This is a genomic window from Streptomyces coeruleorubidus (genome assembly GCF_008705135.1).
GTDB classification, from domain to species: Bacteria; Actinomycetota; Actinomycetes; order Streptomycetales; family Streptomycetaceae; genus Streptomyces; species Streptomyces coeruleofuscus.
Window position 1 is genome coordinate 1323822 of sequence record NZ_CP023694.1, and the last position, 21260, is coordinate 1345081.

Consider the following 21260-nt stretch of genomic DNA (forward strand, 5'->3'; position numbering starts at 1 on the left):
GATCTTGGAAGGCCCGGCCGGAGGGCCTCTTGTCGGAAGGAGATCCGTGTCTGACGAGACGGTGAAGAACGTCTTCGTGATCGGGCTCGACGAAGCCAATCTGCCGACGCTGCGGGCGGTTCCCGGAGCTGACCGGCTGCGCTTTCACCAGCTGCTGACCATCGAGGAACTCCAGTACGGCGAGGTGCATCTGCCCACGCTGTTCGACAAGGCCGTGGAGGTGCTGGACGCCTTCGACGGCAGCATCGACGCGATCGTCGGCTACTGGGACTTCCCGGTCAGCACCCTCGTGCCGATGCTGAGCGAACGCTACGGAACGCGGAGCACGAGTCTGGAGTCGGTGGTCAAGTGCGAGCACAAGTACTGGAGCCGGCTGGAGCAGCAGAAGGCGACCGACCGGCACCCGGGCTTCGACAGGGTCGACCTGTCGGCCGAGCCACCTCGCCCGCCCGAGAAGGTGACCTTCCCGATGTGGGTCAAGCCCGCGCTCTCCTACTCGTCCGAACTCGCCTTCGGGGTCGATGACGAAGAGGAGTTCCGCAAGGCCGTCACCGAGATCCGCGAGGGCATCTCGCGGATCGGCCGCCCCTTCGAGCACATCCTCGAACGCATCGACCTGCCTCCGGAGATGGACGGTGTCGGCGGCCGGGTCTGTCTGGCGGAGGAGGCGATGTCCGGCGTCCAGGTCGCCGTCGAGGGCTACGTCCACCGGGGCGAGGTGACGGTCTACGGAGTGCTGGACTCCATCCAGTACCCGGACTCCCCCTGCTTCCTGCGCCACCAGTACCCCTCGACGCTGCCGCCGGCGGTCATCGCGGAGCTCCACGACGTCTCGGAGCGGGTGATGCGGCAGATCGGAATGGACTCGGCCACCTTCAGCATCGAGTACTTCTACGACCCGAAGACGCAGTCGATCAACCTGCTGGAGATCAATCCCCGGCACTCCCAGTCGCACGCGGAGCTGTTCCAGTACGTCGACGGCGTCCCCAACCACCACTGCATGGTGAGCCTCGCGCTCGGCGAGGACCCGCGCATGCCGCATGGCGAGGGCCCGTACGCGATGGCGGCGAAGTGGTACCACCGCTGGTTCACCGACGGCGTGGTGCGCCGGGTGCCCGGGCCCGAGGAGATCGCCCGCATCGAACGGGAAACGCCGGGCGTGCGCATCGAGGTGGTCCCCGAGGAGGGCACCCGGCTCTCGGACCTCCCCGGACAGGACAGCTACAGCTACGAGTTGGCGCACATCTACACCGGCGGTGCGGACGAGGCGGAGCTGCGGGAGAAGTTCGACCACTGCGTGGCCGCACTGGGCCTCGCCTTCGACGAACCCCCGCCCGAGTGAAGCCCCGCCGGAGTGAACCCCCACGAGAGTAAGGAGCACGTGGGTTCCATGCGTTACGTGACCAACCTGCCCCACGCCACGAAGGAAGAAGAGCACGTCACGATCCCGATGTCCGACGGGGTCCGGCTCTCCGCGCACATCTGGCGTCCCACCTCGTCGGACCATGAGCCGGTGCCCGCGGTGCTGGAGTACATCCCGTACCGCAAGCGAGATCTGACGGCCGTGCGCGACTCGATCCACCACCCGTATCTCGCGGGACACGGCTACGCCTGTGTCCGCGTCGACCTGCGCGGCACCGGCGACTCGGAGGGCGTGCTGCGCGACGAGTACCTGGAGCGGGAGCAGGCGGACGCGGAGGAGGTGCTGGCCTGGCTGACGGAACAGCCCTGGTGTGACGGCGGCACCGGCATGATGGGCATCTCCTGGGGCGCGTTCGCGGCGCTCCAGGTGGCGGCCCGGCAGCCGCCGGGCCTGAAGGCCATCGCCATCGCCTCCTTCACCGACGACCGGCACGCCGACGACATGCACTACATGGGCGGCGCCCTGCTGTCGGACAACCTGGCCGAGGCGGGCACGATGTTCGCCTACGGCACCTGCCCGCCGGACCCGGCCGTGGTCGGCGACCGCTGGCGGGAGATGTGGCAGGAGCGCCTGGAGCACACCGAGCCCTGGGTCCTCCAGTGGCTGCGCCACCAGCGGCGGGACGACTACTGGCGGCACGCCTCGGTGTGCGAGGACTACAGCAGCGTGCGCTGCCCGGTCCTGGCCTCCAGCGGCTGGGCGGACGGCTACTCCAACGCCGTGACCCGGCTGCTCGGCCACCTGGACGTGCCCCGCAAGGGGCTGATCGGCCCCTGGTCGCACAAGTTCCCCCACCTCGGGGAGCCCGGCCCGGCGATCGGCTACCTCCAGGAGCTCGTACGGTGGTGGGACCACTGGCTCAAGGGCGTCGACAACGGCGTCATGGACGGCCCCATGCTGCAAGCGTGGATGCAGGACAGCGTGCCCCCCTCCACCGCGTACGAGGAGCGGCCGGGACGCTGGGTCGGCGAGCCGGACTGGCCCTCCCCGCACATCCGGCAGGCCGTCCATCCGCTCACCCGGCACACGATCGGGCCTCCGCGGGAGGCGGCGGACGAGGGGAACGCCCTCGACGGCGACGCGATGACCGTGCAGTCACCGCTGTCCGTGGGCCAGTTCGCGGGCAAGTGGGCCTCGTACAACGCGCCCCCGGACCTGCCGTACGACCAGCGTGAGGAGGACGGCGGTTCCCTCGTCTTCGACAGTGAGCCGCTGACCGAGCCGGTGGAGATCCTCGGCTCGCCGACCGTGGAACTCGACCTGTCGGTCAGCGAACCGGTCGCCCTGGTGGCCGCGCGGCTGTCCGACGTGAGCCCGGACGGATCCGCGACCCGTGTCTCGTACGGCATCCTGAACCTCACCCGCCGCGACAGCACGGAGTCGCCCGAGCCGCTGGAGCCGGGCCGCCGCTACCGCGCCACCGTCCCGCTGAACGGAGTGGCCCAGGCGTTCCCGCCCGGCCACCGCATCCGGCTCTCCCTCTCCACGTCCTACTGGCCGCTGGCCTGGCCACCGCCGAAGCCCGCCCTGCTGAGCGTCCACGAACATTCCAGCACGCTCACCCTGCCGGTGCGGCCGGTGGAGGCACCGGACGAGGTACCGGCGTCCCCCTTCGGCGAACCCGAGGGCACTCCCCCGATCGCCACGAGCCAGGTGACACCCCCCGAGGAGCGCTGGGAGGTCAAGCGGGACCTGATCGGCTACCACTCCGAGCTGGACATCGTGAAGGACCGGGGCACGGTCCGCTTCGAGGACATCAACATGGAGGCCGGGCGCCGCGCCCGCGAGCGCTACACGGCGGTCGCCGACGACTTCACCTCGGTCAGCGGCGAGTCCACGTGGACCATGCGGTTCCAGCGGGACGACTGGGACGTACGGGTGGTGACGCAGACCCAGCTGAGCTGTGACGACACGGACTTCTTCGTGGACGCGACCCTCGACGCGTACGAGGCCGACCGCCGGGTGTTCTCCCGCACCTGGAACGAGCGGGTACCGCGCGACCTGCTGTAGCGGGATCCGCTGGGCGAAAGGAGTGCCCACCCCCGGTGTGGAGGGCGCCGCCGGAACTACTTCTCCCCCTCCCGCGAGAGCCCCGTCGACGGACGGCCGTCGACGGGGCTCTCGGTGTGCGCGACGAAGTCGTCGAGGAGCCGGTGGAGGAACAGGGCGAGCTGCCGCAGTTCCCCGGGTGACCAGGCCGACAGCGCCATCTCCATGCCACGGCGGCGGACCTCCTGGATGCGATGGACCGCGTCCAGGCCGGCTTCCGTGAGCCGGACGCGCTGGGCGCGCCGGTCGTCCGGGTCGGGGACGCGGGTCACATGGCCGGTCCGCTCCAGTTGCCGCAGCTGCCGGGTGACGTGGGACGCCTCCACCGACAGGCGGGCGGCCAGTACCCCGGGGCGCAGCGGGTCGCCCTCGGCAATGTGCAGCAGGACCGTCGCGGCGGCCCGGTCCAGGGACACTCCCGACTCGGCCGTCAGACGCTCGTGCTGCCGGGCCCGGCCGGCCAGGTACGCGATGCGGGTGAGGGCTCGCTCGATCTCGATCAGATCCGTCGGGACGGGCGCCGCCGTGGGGCGTGTGGACATGGCACGACCCTAGATGTGCTTGCCTGACTTAATCAACATTAAGAAGTTGCTTGACTTAGGCAACGCGAATCTGCTTGCCTAAGTCAAGCAATCTCGCTCCCCCGCCCCACGGAGGCCCGCCATGTCCGACACCGTCGCCCGCCACGCGGAGGCCGGGCCGTCCGCCCCGCCCGGACCGAACACCGTGGTCGCGGTGCTCGCCCTCGCCGGCGTCGTGGTCTCGCTGATGCAGACCCTGGTCATCCCGATCGTCCCCGAGCTGCCGAAGTACCTGGACGCCTCGGCGTCGAACGCCGCCTGGGCGGTCACCGCCACCCTGCTCGCCGCCGCCGTCGCCACCCCGGTCGTCGGGCGCCTCGGCGACATGTTCGGCAAGCGCCGCATGCTCCTGGTCAGCATCGTGCTGCTGGTGTCCGGCTCGGTCGTCTGCGCCCTGAGCGACTCGCTCGTTCCGATGGTCGTCGGCCGGACGATGCAGGGCCTGGCGGCGGCCGTCGTCCCGCTCGGCATCAGCGTGCTCCGCGACGTCCTGCCCGCCGAGCGGCTGGCCGGCTCCACCGCCCTGATGAGTGCCTCGCTCGGCGTCGGCGGCGCCCTCGGGCTGCCCGCGGCGGCGTTCATCGCCGACCGCTACGACTGGCACGTGCTGTTCTGGACCTCCGCCGTCCTCGGTGTCGCCGCCCTGGCGCTGGTGGTGCTGGTCGTACCCGAGTCGAAGGTCCGCACCGGCGGCAGCTTCGACCTGCCCGGCTCGCTCGGCCTGTCCGCCGCGCTGGTGTCCCTGCTGCTGGCCGTCTCCAAGGGCGGCGACTGGGGCTGGACCAGCGGCACGACGCTCGGGCTGTTCGGTGCCGCGGCCGTGATCTTCCTGGTCTGGGGGCGGTACGAGCTGCGCACCGCCCAGCCACTGGTGGATTTGCGCACCACCGCACGCCGGCAGGTGCTGTTCACCAACCTCGCCTCGGTCGCGCTCGGCTTCTCGATGTTCGCCATGTCGCTCGTCCTGCCGCAGGTCCTCCAGCTCCCCGAGCAGACCGGCTACGGGCTGGGCAAGTCGATGCTGGCCGTCGGTCTGATCCTGGCTCCGCAGGGTCTGGTGATGATGGCCATGTCCGCCGTCTCCGCCGGCATCACCAAGGCGAAGGGGCCGAAGGTCACCCTGATGATCGGCGCGGTCGTCGTCGCGGCCGGCTACGGCCTGAGCCTCGTGCTGATGGCCGAGGTCTGGCACATCGTCCTGGTCGCCTGCGTCATCGGCGGCGGCGTCGGCTTCGCCTACGGCGCCATGCCCGCCCTGATCATGGGCGCCGTGCCCGCCTCCGAGACGGCCGCGGCCAACAGCCTCAACACCCTGATGCGCTCCATGGGCACGTCGTTCGCCAGCGCCCTCGCCGGCGTCATCCTGGCGCAGATGACGACCGGATTCGGCGGCCACCTGCTGCCCTCCGAGAACGGCTTCAAGACGGTCATGGCCATCGGTGCCGGGGCCGCCCTCCTGGCCTTCTTCCTCGCCTCCTTCCTCCCGCGCCGGCAGGCCGCCGCCGAACCCGCCCGGGTGGCGGAAGGCCCTGCCGAGCAGGCGGAGTTCTCCGGCGCGAACTCCTAGTTCACACCGCCCTCGGCCACCGCTCCCCGGCCGGGGTGCGGCCGGCTCCCCCTCCCCCCACCTCTGAGGAGATGTCATGTCCGATGCCCTGGCCTGCCCCGTCACCGGCGCCTCCGGGCCGCTGCCCGAGTACCCGCTGCCGCGGGCGGCGGAGTGCCCGCTGGCCCCGGCCCCGGCCGCACAGGAGCTGCGGTCCGAGAAGCCGATCACGCGGGTGCGGATCTGGAACGGCAGCACACCCTGGCTGGTCACCCGGCACGCCGACCAGCGGGCCCTGCTGCCCGATCCGCGCGTCAGCGACGACGACCTCGACCCCGGTTTCCCGTACGTGAACGCCCACCGGGCGGCGATCGCGCCGGTCTCACCGCGGCTCATCACGAACACGGACGCCCCGGAGCACACGCGGCTGCGGCGGACCGTCAACGGGCCGTTCGTCGTCAAGCGGATCGAGAAGATGCGGGAGCCGGTCCAGAAGATCGTCGACGACCTGATCGACGAGATGCTCGCCGGCCCCAACCCGGTCGATCTGCTCACGGCGTTCGCGCTGCCGGTGCCGTCCCTGGTCATCGCCCAACTGCTCGGAGTGCCGTACGAGGACCACGACTTCTTCCAGCGCAGCAGCAGCCTGGTGCTCGACGGTTCGGTCCCGGCGGACGAGGCCAGGAGGGTCAGCGGTGAACTCGCCGCCTACCTGGACAACTTGATCATCCAGAAGACGGCCGATCCTGACGACGACGTGTTGTCGGAGATGGCCGGCCGCGTCCAAGCCGGCGAGATGACGCACACCGAGGCCGTCCACATGGGCGTGGCGATGCTGATCGCCGGTCACGAGACCACCGCGACGATGATCAGCCTCGGTACCCTCGCCCTCCTCCAGCACCCCGACCAACTCGCCCTGCTGCGCGAGACCGACGACCCGAAGGTGGTCGCGAACGCGGTGGACGAGGTGCTGCGCTACCTGTCCATCGTCCAGACCGGCGTGCGCAGGGTCGCCAAGGACGACATCGAGATCGGCGACGTCGTCATCCGCAAGGGCGACGGCATCATCTTCGACCTGCACGCCGCGAACTGGGACCCGGAGGTCTTCCCCGGGGCGCAGCGGCTGGACATCGCCCGACCGGCCCGTATCCACCAGGCGTTCGGCTACGGCCCGCACCAGTGCCTGGGCCAGAACCTGGCCCGCCTGGAGCTCCAGGTCGTCTACGGCACCCTCTACCGCCGCGTCCCGACGCTGCGGCTGGCCGCGGCGATCGAGGACCTGGAGTTCGACCACACCGGGACCACCTACGGCGTGCACGGCCTGCCCGTGGCCTGGTGACCCCTCCCCCCACCCAGAGACAACCGAGGTGACAAGCATGCGTGTGGAACTGGACGTACCGAAGTGCGTGGCGTCGGGGCAGTGCGTGATGGCCGCTCCCGACGTCTTCGACCAGCGGGACGACGACGGTGTCGCGATCCTGCTGGAGGAGCGGCCCGGTGAGGAACTGCTCGACGACGTGCGCGAGGCCGTGGCCGTCTGCCCGGCCGCGGCGATCCGGCTGGTGGAGGGGTGAGGCGCGTCGTGGTGGCCGGCGCCTCGGCCGCCGGGCTCGCGGCGGCCGAGACCCTGCGCCGGGCGGGCTACGACGGCACGCTCACCCTCGTCGGTGACGAGCCGCACGCCCCGTACGACCGTCCCCCGCTGTCCAAGCAGATCCTCTCCGGCGAGTGGACCACCGGACGGCTGCCGCTGCGTCTTCGGGCCGACCTCGACGCCCTCGGCCTGGACCTGCGGTTGGGGACGGCCGCGACCGGGCTGGACCTGACGGACCGTGCGGTGTGTCTGGCCGACGGGTCGCGGGTGCCGTACGACGGGCTGATCGTGGCCACCGGGGTACGCCCACGGCGGCTGCCCGGCGACGGCCGCGCCCATGTGCTGCGCACCCTGGACGACGCCCTCGCGCTGCGCGAGAGGCTGAAGCCGGGCTGCCGGCTGGTCGTGGTGGGCGCCGGGTTCCTCGGCGCCGAGGCAGCCGCGGTGGCCTGGCGGCTGGGCGCCCGCGTGACCTTGCTCGAACCGGCTCCCGTGCCGCTGGCGCACGCCGTCGGCACCGAGGTCGGCCAGGTGCTCTCCCAGGCCCACCTCGACCACGGCGTGGAGCTGCGCACCGGCGTCACCGTGACCGAGGTGACCGGCGGGGGCGTGCGGCTCGCGGACGGCGAACTGGTCGAGGCCGACGAGGTCCTGGTAGCCGTCGGCTCGCTGCCCAACATCGAGTGGCTGGCGGGCAGCGGGCTGCGCGTCGGCGACGGTGTGCTCTGCGACGAGTACTGCGAGGCCGCGCCGGGTGTGTACGCGGCCGGTGACGTGGCCCGCTGGGACAACCCGCTGTTCGGGACGTCGATGCGGATCGAGCACCGTACGAACGCCGCAGAGCAGGGCATGGCCGCCGCCCGCAACCTGCTCGCCGCACCGGACGCGCGCAGGCCGTTCGCGCCGGTGCCGTACTTCTGGTCCGACCAGTACGACATGAAGGTCCAGGCGTACGGCTTTCTGCGCGGGCACGACGAAGTCGCCGTCGTGGACGGCGACTTGGCCGAGCGCAGGTTCGTGGCCGCCTACCGCACGGGCGAGCGGCTGACCGGCGCCCTGGCGGTCGGCATGCCGCCCAAGGCCGTTCGCGCCTGGCGGCAGGCCATCGCGGGCGGGACGGCCTGGCCCGACGCCGTTCCGGCCGCCGGGACCGAGGCGGCCTGACTCCCCACCACACCACCCCGGGCGGGAGCGGACCCCTGTGCCGCTCCCGCCCTTTCCGGATTCAGCAAGGAGATCGCACATGCGGAACCGTACGGACGACCCGGGTGACGTGGTCGTCGTCACCGGCGTGGGCGGGATGGGATCGGCGGTCGCGCGGCGCCTGGGCAGCGGGCGGACGCTGATCCTCGCCGACCACTCGCGCGAGCGGCTCGACCAGGTGGTGGCGGAGCTGGGCACGGAGGGGTACGCGGCACACGGCGTGCCCACCGACGTCTCCGACCGTGCGTCGGTCGAGCGGCTCGCCCGGACAGCGGCGGAGCAGGGGCGGATCACCGCCGTGGTGCACACCGCCGGTGTCGCCGCCGCGACCGCCCCGGTCGGCAGGATCCTCGACGTGGACCTGCTCGGCACGGTGTACGTGATCGAGGCGTTCGAGAAGGTCGCCGTCCGCGGCACCTCGCTGGTCTGTGTCGCCAGCCTGGCCGGGCACATGGCATCGATCGACGGCGAGGACGAGGCCGCCCTGGCGACGGCTCCCGCCGAGGAGCTGCTCGGGCTGAAGGCGGTCAGGGCCCTCGGCGACGACCCGACCGCCGCCTACATCCTCGCCAAACGCGCCAACCACGTACGCGTGCAGGCCGCCGCCCTGGCCTGGAACCGGATCGGCGCCCGTATCAACACGATCAGCCCGGGTGTCATCGCCACCGCCATGGCGAAGGCGGAGGCCGACTCGGACGCCGACGGGCACATGCTCGGCATGCTCGACGCGTGCGGCGCGGGCCGGCCGGGCACGCCCGGCGAGATCGCCGACGCCGTGGCCTTCCTCACCGGCCCCGAGGCCCGGTACATCACCGGCAGCGACCTGCTCGTCGACGGCGGGCAGGCGGCATGGATCCGCCGGCACATGCGGCGTACGGGGTGACGGTTGCCGGGACGTCGGCCGGGCCGGCTGGGAAGGACGCCGCGACGGGCCGGGCGGGCCACGGTCCGGCTGGTCGCCGCCGCAAGCGCCTGCTTTCGGCCTGTACTCGGCCCGTACCCGCTCAGCGTGGCGCGGCAGCGGGCTGGGCCAGCCGTTCGCGGATGAGGCGGATCACGTCCGGCGCGTGGTCGACGAGGAAGAAGTGTCCGCCGGGGTATCGCTCCGTCTCGAAGGCGCCCCGGGTGTGCTCGCTCCAGGCGCGTACCTCGTCCTGGCTGGTCTTGGGGTCGTCGTCTCCGCTCAGCGCGGTGACGGGGCTGCGGAGCCGGTGGTCCGTCGTGCACACGTAGGTCTCCGCAGCGCGGTAGTCGTTCCGCACGGCCGGCAGCACCATGCGCATCAACTCGTCGTCACCGAAGACCTGTTGGTCGGTGCCGCTGAGCCCGCGCAGTTCGGCGATGATCCCGGCGTCGTCACGCCTGTGCACCTGCTCGTCACGGTGGCACGACGGTGCCCGGCGCCCCGAGACGAAGACCCGGTCGGCGACCCGCCCGGCCTGCTCCAGCCGTACGGCGACCTCGAAGGCCAGTATCGCGCCCATGCTGTGCCCGAACAGGGCGAAGGGCCGGTCCACCGCGCCCGTCACGGCCCGGCACACCTGGTCCGCGAGGCCGCCGATGGTGTCGATCATGGGCTCGCGGTGCCGGTCCTGGCGCCCCGGGTACTGGACGGCGAGCACCTCGACACCGGGGTTCAGTGCCTGGGCCACCGGCCGGAAGAAGGACGCCGAACCACCCGCGTGCGGCAGGCAGACCAGTTGCACGGGGGCGGCGGGGTTCGGGAAGAAGCGCCGTATCCAGGGATCGGTGGCGGTCATGGGGCCTTCCTGTTCGGTTGCGCGGGACCTCGGTTGCGCGGCACAGCAGACCCGCAGGCGCACGCCGTCGTGCACGTCCCATTCTGCGGCCGGCACACAGCGCCCGGACGGGTTTCCGAGACGGATACTTCCGGGCGACCATGGCTGGGCACCCCTACCGCAGGGAGGTACCCCATGACCGACTCACCCGCCCCCGACCCCGGCGTGCTGCCGACGACCGCGCGCACGGGACGTGTCGAACTGACGCCCGCCGCCGAGGACCTTCTGCGGCGGCTGGCCGGGACCCACGGGCCGGTGATGTTCCACCAGTCCGGCGGCTGCTGCGACGGCAGCGCCCCGATGTGCTACCCGCGCGGCGAGTTCCGGGTCGGTGCCGCGGACGTCCTGCTGGGGCACGTGGCCGGGGACACCCCGTTCTGGATGAGCGCGGACCAGTTCACGTACTGGTCGCACACCCACCTCACCGTGGACGTGGTCCCCGGCCGCGGCAGCGGCTTCTCCCTGGAGGCCCCGGAAGGCGTCCGCTTCCTGCTCCGCTCCCGCCTCCTCACCGACGAGGAGCTGCGGCGCCTCGAGTCGGAACCGCCACTGCCGACGGGGGCGGACGAGGTCGCCTAGTGTGAGCCCATGTACACCACGCGGGTCTCCGGGCATGTCGGCGCGCCCCGCGCGGACGTCTACCGTGCGCTGGTGAGCGCGGAGGCGATCGCGCGATGGCGGGTGCCGGCCGGGATGAGCGGTGAGGTGCACGAGTTCGACGCGCGGGAGGGCGGCAGGTTCCGTGTCTCGCTCACCTACGAGGCACCGGACGCCACCGGCAAGTCGGCCGCGCACACCGACACGTACCACGGCCACTTCGCGCGGCTCGTGCCGGACGAGCAGGTGGTCGAGGTGCTCGCCTTCGAGGCCGTCGACCCCGCCCTGGGCGGCACGATGACCCTGACGACGACACTCACCGACGCCGAGGGCGGTGGCACCGACGTCCTCATGGTCCACGAGGGGATCCCCGACGCCGTGCCCGCCGCGGACAACGAGACGGGCACGCGCATGGCCCTGGAGAATCTGGCCCGGTTCGTCGAAACCGGCCGGGACGGCTAAGGCGCGGCGCAGACGGACGGCAGCGCCCGCCCGAGCCCCTTCAGGTGCAGGCCGTCGAGCCGGTGGGTGTACGCGGACCAGCCGGCGGCCGTGGCCAGGCGGTGACCGCATGACGGCAGGGTCCGGGCCCGTTCCGTGTCGTCGAGCGCGGCCAGCAGCTGTGTGGTGATGCGGTCGAGGGCCGGGCGGACCTCCTTGGCCAGGTCCGGCCGTTCGGTGGGGCGCTCGCCGGGGTTCGCCTCCCAGCGGGCGTACAGGCCGCGCTGCACCAGCTTGTTCGCCTCGATCTGGTCCCGGAACACGGCGGCCACGGCGTCCGGGTCGAGTCCGAGGCCGGCCGCACGGGTGCGGACGTCGTCCAGGATCCGCGCCTCGCGCTCCGGGTCGTCGATCGGCGTGTCCGTGCCGTACTTGGCGGCGGCGACCTTGTCGGCCAGCAGCAGCCGCTGGGCGAGCAGTCCGGTCACCGGCGTCAGGTCCGACGTCAGGCGGTGCGCGGCGGCCGCGTGACGTACGGGGACGGGAGGCTCGGCGGCGGTGGCCGGGCCTGCCGTCCCGAGCGCCAGGGCGGCCGCGGTCGTCAGGGTGCCGAGGAGGGTGAGGGTGGACCTTGGACGTTGCGCACGCACAGGGGTGTCCTTCCGTGGGGGCGGAGCGCCGGACCGCGGCGCCGTTCCGCAACCTACCGATCGGCGTCAGGCGGGTGTTCACCGAGGTCCCGGAACAGACCCGCCATGATGCGCAGCCCTTCGCGGGCCACCGAGCCCAACAAGTGCTCTTCGGGGGCGTGTCGGGAGCAGGAGGGGTAGGAGTGCGGGATCCACACGGTGGGCAGGCCGAGGATGTCCGCGAAGGCGTCGTTGGGGAGGGTGCCGCCGAGGTTCGGCAGGACGGCCGGTTCCCTGCTGGACCATCTACCGGCACGCACGGCGCTGCTGGCGGGGCTCCTCATGGCGGGAGCGGTGTAGCCGCACACGACTCTCCAACCTCTGGACGCCCTCACGAGGGCTCGCCTAGGGTGCGATGGCAAGCGCTTTCTAGCCTGCCCATGCCAACCCCACACGCGCGCGGCCCCGCCGACGGCCCGGACGAGGAACCTACGCGGGTCCGACGCGGAAAGGCAGTGCCCCGTGCCGCACAGATCTTCGTCTACGCAGGTCACACGGAAGTCGTTCTTACGGGGATTGGCAGCCGTCGGCGCCGCCCCCCTGCTCCCCGCCGCGGTACTCCCCACCGCGACCGCCGAAGCCGCCCCCTCCGCCCGGCCGGACTTCCCGCTGCTCCGGAACGGCACTCCGGCGGACGTCTTCGTGGACGCGGCGGACGACCCCGCCGTGATCCGCGCGGCCGGTGACCTCGTGGCGGACGTGGAACGGGTCGGCGGCGTCACACCACGGCTGCTGCACAGCGTGCCCCGGCGGGCCGAACTCCTCATCGTGGTGGGGACGATCGGCGCGAGCCCGGTGATCGACCGGCTCGTCCGGCACGGACGCCTGGACGTCTCCCGGGTCGAGGGCCGCTGGGAGGCGTCCGTCACCCGGGTCGTGGACCGTCCGCTGCCCGGCGTGGACCGCGCCCTGGTCATCGCGGGCAGCGACCGGCGCGGCACGGTCTACGGCGTCTACGACACCTCGGAGCGCATCGGCGTCTCGCCCTGGTACTGGTGGGCCGACGTGCCGGTGGTCCGCCGCGACACGGTGACGGTCCCGGCAGGCCCCTTCGTACGTCACGAGCCCGCCGTCCGCTACCGGGGCATCTTCATCAACGACGAGCAGAACCTCACCACCTGGTCCCACCGCACCCAGGAGCCGGACAAGAACATCGGCCCCCGCACCTACGAGCGGGTCTTCGAGCTGCTGCTGCGCCTCAAGGCCAACTACCTCTGGCCCGCGATGCACCCGTACTCCGACTTCTTCAACAAGCACCGCGAGAACCCCGAACTTGCCGACCGCTACGGCATCGTGGTCGGCTCCAGTCACCCCGAGGCCATGCTCCGCAACGGCGTGCACGAGTGGGAGCCGTGGGCCGAGGAGCACCGGAACCCCGACGGCACCCTGCCGCTCTACGACTACACGGTGAACCCGGCCGTCATCTCCGACTACTGGCGCGCGCGGGCCCGGCAGAACGCCGGCTACGAGAGCAGCTGGACGATCGGCATGCGCGGACTGCACGACTCCGCGCTGGAGACGAAGTACGCCACCACGATCCCGGAGAAGGTCGCGGTGATGAACGACATCATCACCGACCAGCGCCGCATCCTGGCCGAGGAGGTGGGCGAGGCGGCCGAGCCGCAGATCTTCATCCCGTACAAGGAGGTCCTGGAGCTGTACAACGCGGGCGTCCGGGTCCCCGACGACGTCACGCTGATCTGGCCGGACGACAACCACGGCAACATGCGCCAGCTCCCGAACGAGGCGGAACGGCGGCGCGCCGGCGGCAACGGCATCTACTACCACCTCTCCTACTGGGGCCGCCCCAGGAGCTATCTGTGGCTGGACACCACGCAGTTGAGCAAGGTGTGGCAGGAGCTGCGCCGGGCCCACGACCACCAGGCCGACCGGATGTGGATCTTCAACGTCGGTGACATCAAGTCGATCGAGACCGGCCTGTCCTTCTGCCTGGACATGGCGTGGGACGTCGACCGCTGGGGCCCGGGGAACGTCGAGGACTTCCTGGTGGAATGGGCGGGGCGTCAGTTCGGCCGGCGCCACGGCCCGGAGATCGCCGCCATCCGCACGGAGTACTACCGCCTGGCGGCGGAGCGGCGCCCGGAGTTCATCGACAAGGCGGTCTTCTCGACGGTGCACCACGGGGACGAAGCCGAACGCCGGTTGTCCGCCTACGAGCAGTTGCTGGACCGGGTGCGGAAGCTGGGCGCGAAGCTGCCCGAGCCCTACCGCGACGCCTTCTACGAACTGGTCGAGTACCCGGTGCACGGCGCCTACTTGATGAATCTGAAGTACTACTGGGCCGACCGGAACGCGCTCGCCGTCCGTCAGGGGCGCGGCGCGGGAACCAACCGCTTCGCGGACCTGGCCGAGGCCGCGCACGCCGAGGAGCAGGCGATCACCCGCCGCTACAACTCGGAGATCGCGGGCGGCAAGTGGGACGGCATCGTCAACCCCTACCCCTCGCAGATCCCGAAGGCCCCGGGCCGTCCGGCCGTCACGCGGGTGCCCCGCCAGGAGACCTCGGGCCTGGGGCTGGCCGCGGAGGGCAACGAAACGGGAGCGAGCCGGCCGCTCTCCTTTTCCTCCTACACCCGCGACCGCCGATTCGTCGACGTCTTCAACACGGGTTTCCTCCCCCTCCAGTGGCAGGCCGAGCCGAGTCACCCGTGGATCCGGCTCAGCACAGCGGGCGGCGAACTCACCGACCAGACACGGGTATGGGTGGAGATCGACTGGCCGCGGGCACCGGAGGGCACCCACCACCCCACACTGACCTTCACCGGCACCGGCACGATCACCGAGGTGCCCCTGCGGGTGGTCAACGACGGCGAACGGGCCCGGCAGCGTGCCCGCGGTTTCGTCGAGGCCCACGGCTATGTGTCGATCGACGCCGCGCACTTCGACCGCCAGGTGGCGCGCGGCGGGGCCCGGTGGCGGGTCGTACGCGGACTGGGTCGCCGTACGGCCGCCGTCGAGGCGGTCCCGACGACCGCACCGCCGGTCACCGAGGACCTCCCCACCCGGTCACCGGAACTGCGCTACCGGGTGCGCTTCACCAGCTCCGGCACCTTCCCGGTGACCGTCTTCCGGCTGCCCTCCCTCGACGAGCGGGGCAAGCGCCGGCTGGCGATCGCCCTCGACGACCAGCCGCCGACGCTCCTGTCCGGCCAGGCGATCGCCACCGGCAACCGGGGGGACGCCTGGGCCCGCAACGTCGAGGAGGGCATCGAGAAGCTGACCACCACGGTGACCGTGACGGAGCCGGGTGAACACGTGCTGCGGCTGTTCATGACCGACCCCGCGATCGCCGTGGACCAGATCGTCGTCGACACGGGGGGCCTGCCCGCGAGCTGTCTGGCGCCACCGGAGAGCTACCACCGCGTCTTCAATCCCGGCACCGCCGTCGCACCGGGCGTGGAAGCACCGGGCCGATAGGCCAGTCACCGGCAGTCGCCCGGAGCGACTGCCGGTGTTCTCCAGGAGCACTGACGGGGTCACAGATTTCTGCGTGCACAGAAAATCAAAAAAGCTGGACGCATTGCAGCAACCGTGATTCGCTCGACGCCCCTCCGTGCTTCCGTGCGCCCCTACGGAGAAAGGATTCGGCGAGCCGTCGACAGATTCCACTGGGCAGGACATGAGGCGAGCATCATGTCGGTGCGACCGCACCAAAATCCCGTGTGCCAACTGAGGCAGGTGGTATTCGATGAGCGGCTCCCTTCCCGGACCGGCCCGAGATTGGACAGTGGGCACTGCTCCAGGCATATTCCCATTCATCGGCCACGGTATCGACTTGGTCCGTCGACCGCTGGCTTTTCTGAATTCTTTGCCCGGACACGGGGATCTGGTCGAGATACGCCTGGGTCCGCAGCGGGCCTGGATGGCGTGTCACCCGGACCTGGTCCACCAAATGCTCAGGGACCCGCGCACGTTCGACAAGGGCGGTCCGCTCTACGACAGGTTACGGATGCTGCTGGGCGACGGCGTCGGCACCTGCCGGCATCAGGATCACCGGCGCCAGCGCAGGCTGCTCCAGCCCGAGTTCCGCAAGGCCCGCGTCGCCGACCAGGTGAGCCTGATGGGCGAGGAGGTGGAGTCGGTGTGCCGCGCGTGGCGGCCCGGGCAGGTGGTCGACATCAGCGCGACCATGCTGGACCTGTCCACACGCGTGGTCAGCCGCGTCCTCTTCTCCGACTCGCTCGACACCGAGACGGCCGCCGAGATGCGCAGGTGCCTGGCCACCGTGGTGCGCGGCATGTTCGTCCGGACGGTGATGCCGGTCGACGCCCTGTTCCGTGTTCCCACGCCGGCGAACCGGCGTTACCGGCATGCTTCAGACCGCCTGCGCGCGATCGTCGACGCGGCCATCGCCCAGCGCCGGCGAGGCACTGCCCATGACGACCGCGACGACCTGCTCGCAACACTGCTGGCCGCTACGCGGGCCGATGGCGGGGGGACGGCGATCACCGATCAGGAAGTCCACGGCCAGGTGCTGACGCTGATGTTCGCCGGCGCCGAGAGCACCGCCCTGTGTCTCTCGTCCGCCTTGGAGCTCCTGGGGCGGCATCCCGAGGAGGAACGCCGCCTGCACGCCGAAGTCGACGCCGTGCTCGCTTCAGGGCAGCCGCCCGGCCCCGACGAGCTGCCGCGCCTCGTCCACACCCGGCGCGTCCTCACCGAGACCCTCCGCCACCGCCCGCCGGGCTGGCTCTTCACCCGCGTCACCACCCAGGAGACGGAGCTGGCCGGGCACCCTCTCCCGCAGGGCTCCACCGTCATGTTCAGCCCGTACCTCCTGCACCACGACCCCGCCGTGTTCCCCGACCCCGATCGCTTCCTCCCCGACCGCTGGCTGCCCGGACAGGCCGTCGCGGTCCCGCCCGGAGCGATGATTCCGTTCGGTGCGGGCAGCCGGAAATGCATCGGAGAGACACTCGCGCTGGCGGAGGCCACGGTGGCCGTCGCGTTCATCGCCCGCCACTGGCGGCTGCGTCATCTGCCCGACTACACCGAACGGCTGCGGCCCGCGGCGTCGTTGGGACCGAGAGGACTGGTCATGGTCAGCGAACCGCGAACGAGGCCGCCGATGAGCACACCGCCTCCGGCGGATTCACGCGCACCCGGGACAACCGTCGTACCCGTCGTCCACAACTCCCGAACGGCAGGTGGCAACGATGTCCGCGACGCATGAGGAAATCACGCTCGCCGCGCGGGAGGAAATTCCGGTCGTCGACCTGAGGGAACTGATCGACGCGAACCTCTACATGCCCTTCCCTTTCCAGCGCAATCCCCACGCGTCCGAAGCGGCGGCAGGCGTCGAGGAATGGCTGAGCGTCTGGGGGCTGACCGACGACCCGGCGGTGGCGGCCATGATCTCCTATACGCGCCCCGCCGAACTCGCGGCCTACAACAGCCCGACCATGGATTCCGGGCTCCTCCAGATCGTGGCCAACCAGATCGCCTACCAGTTCGTCTTCGACGACCGCGCGGAGGACATCGGCCGGCACACACCGGGCCGGCTGCTCCCCATGCTGTGCGAGAGCATCGCGATCCTGCGGGACGGCCAGTCCCCCACCACCCCGCTCGGGGCGGCCCTGGCCGACCTCCACCGACAGGTACAGGAGCGGTGCACACCCGCTCAGGCCGCACGATGGGCCTGGAACAGCCGTGAGTACGTGCACGGTCTGCTGTACGAAGCAGTGGCCCAGGCCCACCCCGTCCCGGTGGGAAGCGAGCTGTGCCGGTCCGTACGCTCCCTCATCGCGGGCGTCGAGCCGTTCTACCCGCTGTGCGAGGCCGCACAGCCGGGCGAACTGACCCCGGAGGAGATCCATCACCCCGTCATGCGACGCCTGAGCCGGCTGTCGGCCGACGCGGCGGTGTGGATACCCGACCTCTTCTCCGCGGTGAAGGAACAGCGGGCGGGCGGCGTGATCAACCTGGCCCTCGCCTACCAGCGGGCCCACCGGTGCTCCCTGCCGGTGGCCGTCACGCTCGCCACACGGCACATCAACAGCACGATCCGCGAGTTCGAGGAGCTCTACGGTGAGTTCAGGCCGGAGTTGAGCCCGTCCGGCGTCGGCTACGTGGAGGGCATGGCCGGCTGGATCCGCGGTTGCTACTTCTGGTCCCGGACCGTGCCTCGGTACGCGGACACGATGGCGGCACCCGTGGTGCCCTGATGCGCTGTCCGACCGGTCGTTTCCACCACAGGGGCCCCGAGAAGGGCGGAAACACAGCAGAATACCCGAAAGTCCGAGACGCGAACCGCACCTGCGGGAAATTCACCCTCTCTGTCGACCTCCTGTTCCGACCCGGCCATGGGGCCTGCACCAGGGCGTACGCTCGCCCCGTCCGGCGGGGAGCAACGACAGGAAGCGGTAGACCACATGGCCCATGGGCTGCGGCAACCGATCACCGAAGACCGGCCTCTACTCGAACGCGACGAGGAACTCCGGGCTGCCGACGACGCGTTGGCGGAGCTCCGTGACACCGTCGACGGCGTGCCCCAGGTACCGCGCGGCGGGTTGCTCGCCTTCACCGGCGAGGCCGGGCTGGGCAAGACGACACTCATCGCGGCGGTGCGTGCCCGCGCCGCCGCCCTCGGGTTCACGGTGTTCTCCGGCAAGGGCGGCGAGAACGAGCGGGGCATGGCGTTCCGCGTCGTCCGCCAGGCCATGCAGCCCATCCTGGCCGGCATGAGCGAGACGGAGCGCCGGGATTTCCTGGGCAGCTGGTACGACATCGTCGGCGCCGCGCTCGGTCTCGAGGCGACGGACCCCGATCGGGTGCCGGACCCGACCGGAGTACGCGACGGCCTCGACTGGGTCATGACGCGGCTGACGATGCTGAACTCGCCTGTCGTTCTGCTCCTGGACGACCTGCACTGGGCCGATGCCGAATCCCTCGACTGGCTCGCCTCCTTCGCACCCCGGGTCGCGAACCTCCCGCTGCTGATCGTCGTCGGCTACCGGCCCGACGAACTCCCGCCCGGCGCGACCGGTTTCCGTACGCTCGTCCAACGCCACGAGCGACGTCCGCACCTGCTGTCTCCGCTCGGCGAGGCCGGTGTGGCGCGGATCATCAGGGACGAAGTCGGCGAGGAAGCCGAGGACGAGTTCTGCGGTGAGTGCTGGACGGTCACCGGTGGAAGCCCCTTCGAGGCCGTCGAACTGGCCATCAGGCTCCGTGAGCGGAAGCTGAGGGGCACGCAGGACGAAGTGCCCGCGATGCGGGACCTCGCCGCCGCGGTCAAGGGCCCCGGCCTGATCGAGCGCCTCAAGCGGCTCGGCCCGGGCACCGTCCGCTTCGCGTGGGCCGGCGCTGTCCTGGGCGGGTCCTTCTCCCCCGAGGTCGCCGCCGACCTCGCGGTTCTCGGCAGCGAGGAGGCCCGCGAGGCGGCCGAGAAGCTGCGCGCCCGCCGCATTCTCGCGGACACCGACGAGCCCGCGGGCAGCCTGGAGTTCGTCCACCCGCAGATCGCCACGACGATCTACCGCGACATCCCCGCGGGCCTGCGGGTCGGCATGCACAACGCGGCCGCCCATGCCGCCCAGGCGGTCGGGGCCGACCCCACCGTCGCCGCCCGGCACCTGCTGGAGGTTCCCTGCGACGGCCGGCCCGAGGCGGTCGCGTGCCTGCGCGCCGCCGCGCGTGAGTACCTCCGCGCCGGGGCCCCGGAGGCCGCCCGGCGCGTGCTGACCCGAGCGCTGCGGGAACCGCCCCCTGCCGAGGACCGCGCCGCCCTTCTCCACGAGCTGGCCTGCTCGACCTTCCTGATCGAGCCCACGGCCACGGTCAGCCATCTCCGGGAGGCGCTGAAGGAGCCGGGAATCGACCCCGATCTGCGCGCCTCCATCGTCTACCGGCTGACCCAGGCGCTGGCCCACACCGACCGGCTGACCGAGGCCGCAAGCGTGGCCGCCGACGAGGCGCGGCGCGCCACCAACGCGCGCGTCAAACTGCGCATGCAGGCCGATCACTTCGTGTGGAGCGCGTTCCGCGCCGACGAGCCCGACTCCTCCGCCCGCTCGCGCCGGCTGGCGCGGCTGGCGGACAAGCTGCCCGGCCGGGGCCTGGAGGAGCGCTACATCCTCGGTCTGCGGGCGTGGGACGCCCTCGTACGCGGCGAGCCGCGGCGGACCGCCCTCGGGTATGCCGAGGAGGCCCTCGGCGGAGGGATGAGCTGGACCGACGAGAACCGCGGCTTCGAGGTGCCCGTCGCGGTTGCCCTGCTGTTCATGTACTGCGACCAGCCACGGCGGGCCGAGGAGCTCTTCGCCGAAGGCATGGCCGAGTGCGAGCACATGGGGTGGCGCGGCTCCCATCTGGCGCAGGGCCAGACGCTCCTGGGCTATATCCGCTACCGCCGTGGCTGCCTGCGCGAGGCGGAGGAACTCGTCCGGGCCGGGCTGCACACCGCCGAGCGCGTCGAAGGAGCGGTGCCCGCCCAGTGGTTCGCCATCGGCATTCTCATCCAGACCCTGCTGGCCCGTGGGCGCACCGGTGACGCTCGCCGGCTCGCCGACAGCTACCACTACGGCGACGTGGTCCCCAACGCCGTCATCTTCCCCGACCCCCGCACGGTGTACGCCGACCTGCTCCTGGCGGAGGGGCGACTCCCGCAGGCGGCGCGACTGTTGTCCGAGGTCGGGGAATGGCTGGAGGCGCGGGACTGGCGCAACCCCGCATGGTGCCCCTGGCAGCTGCGGCTGGCCTCGGCACTCGCCCGCACCGCCCCCGACGAGGCGGTCCGCCATGCCGAGGACGCCGTCAAGCGGGCCCGGGACTTCGGCGCGGCGTCCGCGATCGGCCAGGCCCTGCACGCCCAGGCGGAGGTGACGGGCGGGGAGGCGGCACTCGATCTGCACGCGCAGGCCGTCGACCACCTGGAGCAGTCGCCCGCCGCGTACCAACTGGCCCGCGCCCTCGTCGGCCACGGCGCCGCGCTGGCCCGCAACGGCCATCTGCACGACGCCGCCGACCGGCTCTACCAGGGCCTGGAGGCGCGGTGCACTGCGGTGCCGAGGGTCTGGCCGCCCGGGCCAGGCGGGAGCTCTCCGCCGCCGGACTGCGCCCGCTGCCCCTGCGCTACCCGCAGACGGACATGCTGACGACCCAGGAGCGCAGGGCCGCCGAGATGGCGGCCCTGGGCCACCCGGCATCGGTGGTCGCGAAGGAACTGCGGCTCACTGAGCAGGGCGTACGGCAACTGCTGTCCTCCGTGTACCGAAAACTCGGCACGGACGCATCCGGCCTCCCCGACGCCCTGTCGAACCGCTCCCGGCACGAGCGGTAGCGACCGGGAGCCCGGCCACGCACCCCGGCCGCCGGTC

At 71.6% G+C, this 21260-nt stretch carries 16 protein-coding genes and 1 pseudogene; 13 read left to right on the forward strand and 4 right to left on the reverse strand.

All coding sequences use genetic code 11. The features are described from left to right. Nucleotides 1-46 precede the first annotated feature (46 nt). Together CP976_RS05965 and CP976_RS05970 are read left to right on the forward strand one after the other, a co-directional pair. Complete coding sequence (locus CP976_RS05965) at nt 47-1342, forward strand: ATP-grasp domain-containing protein (protein WP_150479373.1); 1296 nt, start codon at nt 47-49, stop codon at nt 1340-1342. A gap of 48 nt (nt 1343-1390) precedes the next feature. After that, a complete protein-coding gene (locus CP976_RS05970) occupies nt 1391-3433 on the forward strand; it encodes a CocE/NonD family hydrolase (RefSeq protein WP_150479374.1) in 2043 nt (680 codons plus the stop codon). 56 nt (nt 3434-3489) lie between these two features. Here CP976_RS05970 and CP976_RS05975 read toward each other — a convergent pair whose 3' ends face one another. After that, nucleotides 3490-4014: a MarR family winged helix-turn-helix transcriptional regulator gene (locus CP976_RS05975; RefSeq protein WP_150479375.1), complete on the reverse strand. Its 525-nt coding sequence runs from the start codon at nt 4012-4014 to the stop codon at nt 3490-3492. A gap of 121 nt (nt 4015-4135) precedes the next feature. On the opposite strand from CP976_RS05975, the gene CP976_RS05980 reads away from it, so the two are divergent. From CP976_RS05980 to CP976_RS06000, 5 genes are all read left to right on the forward strand, one after another. Then, nucleotides 4136-5620 (forward strand): MFS transporter, encoded by a 1485-nt coding sequence (locus CP976_RS05980; protein ID WP_150479376.1) that lies wholly within the window; start codon nt 4136-4138, stop codon nt 5618-5620. Nucleotides 5621-5696: 76 nt separating this feature from the next. Then, nucleotides 5697-6938 carry a cytochrome P450 gene (locus CP976_RS05985; protein ID WP_150479377.1) on the forward strand — a complete coding sequence of 414 codons (1242 nt, stop codon included), beginning with the start codon at nt 5697-5699 and terminating at the stop codon, nt 6936-6938. 37 nt (nt 6939-6975) lie between these two features. Next, nucleotides 6976-7173 carry a ferredoxin gene (locus tag CP976_RS05990; protein WP_150479378.1) on the forward strand — a complete coding sequence of 66 codons (198 nt, stop codon included), beginning with the start codon at nt 6976-6978 and terminating at the stop codon, nt 7171-7173. After that, nucleotides 7170-8357 (forward strand): NAD(P)/FAD-dependent oxidoreductase, encoded by a 1188-nt coding sequence (locus CP976_RS05995; RefSeq protein ID WP_190147051.1) that lies wholly within the window; start codon nt 7170-7172, stop codon nt 8355-8357. The genes CP976_RS05990 and CP976_RS05995 overlap by 4 nt, the downstream gene beginning before the upstream one ends. A 79-nt stretch (nt 8358-8436) precedes the next feature. Then, nucleotides 8437-9279, forward strand: coding sequence for an SDR family oxidoreductase (locus CP976_RS06000; protein ID WP_150479379.1), 843 nt, complete (start codon nt 8437-8439; stop codon nt 9277-9279). Between the two features lie 121 nt (nt 9280-9400). Here the strand turns inward: CP976_RS06000 and CP976_RS06005 are convergent, their stop codons facing one another. Next, nucleotides 9401-10156, reverse strand: coding sequence for a thioesterase II family protein (locus CP976_RS06005; protein ID WP_150479380.1), 756 nt, complete (start codon nt 10154-10156; stop codon nt 9401-9403). 174 nt (nt 10157-10330) lie between these two features. On the opposite strand from CP976_RS06005, the gene CP976_RS06010 reads away from it, so the two are divergent. After that, nucleotides 10331-10774, forward strand: a complete 444-nt coding sequence (locus tag CP976_RS06010) for a DUF779 domain-containing protein (RefSeq protein ID WP_150479381.1) — start codon at nt 10331-10333, stop codon at nt 10772-10774. 9 nt (nt 10775-10783) lie between these two features. Beyond that, nucleotides 10784-11254, forward strand: coding sequence for an SRPBCC domain-containing protein (locus tag CP976_RS06015; protein WP_150479382.1), 471 nt, complete (start codon nt 10784-10786; stop codon nt 11252-11254). Here the strand turns inward: CP976_RS06015 and CP976_RS06020 are convergent. Together CP976_RS06020 and CP976_RS06025 are read right to left on the reverse strand one after the other, a co-directional pair. Then, complete coding sequence (locus CP976_RS06020; protein WP_150479383.1) at nt 11251-11883, reverse strand: chorismate mutase; 633 nt, start codon at nt 11881-11883, stop codon at nt 11251-11253. The genes CP976_RS06015 and CP976_RS06020 overlap by 4 nt on opposite strands. A 53-nt stretch (nt 11884-11936) precedes the next feature. After that, nucleotides 11937-12206 (reverse strand): hypothetical protein, encoded by a 270-nt coding sequence (locus CP976_RS06025; protein ID WP_229876547.1) that lies wholly within the window; start codon nt 12204-12206, stop codon nt 11937-11939. A gap of 232 nt (nt 12207-12438) precedes the next feature. Between CP976_RS06025 and CP976_RS06030 the strand changes: the two genes are divergently transcribed. The 4 genes and pseudogenes from CP976_RS06030 (at nt 12439) to CP976_RS06045 (ending at nt 21223) form a co-directional block, all read left to right on the forward strand. Further along, nucleotides 12439-15360, forward strand: coding sequence for a glycosyl hydrolase 115 family protein (locus CP976_RS06030; protein WP_150479384.1), 2922 nt, complete (start codon nt 12439-12441; stop codon nt 15358-15360). Nucleotides 15361-15631: 271 nt separating this feature from the next. Next, complete coding sequence (locus CP976_RS06035) at nt 15632-17116, forward strand: cytochrome P450 (protein WP_150479385.1); 1485 nt, start codon at nt 15632-15634, stop codon at nt 17114-17116. Further along, entirely contained in the window at nt 17100-18107 is a 1008-nt protein-coding gene (locus CP976_RS06040; protein ID WP_150479386.1) for a (-)-alpha-amorphene synthase, read from the forward strand. Before CP976_RS06035 ends, CP976_RS06040 begins: the two co-directional genes overlap by 17 nt. Nucleotides 18108-18314: 207 nt before the next feature. Beyond that, nucleotides 18315-21223 (forward strand): annotated as a pseudogene (locus CP976_RS06045) (ATP-binding protein). Nucleotides 21224-21260: the final 37 nt, after the last annotated feature.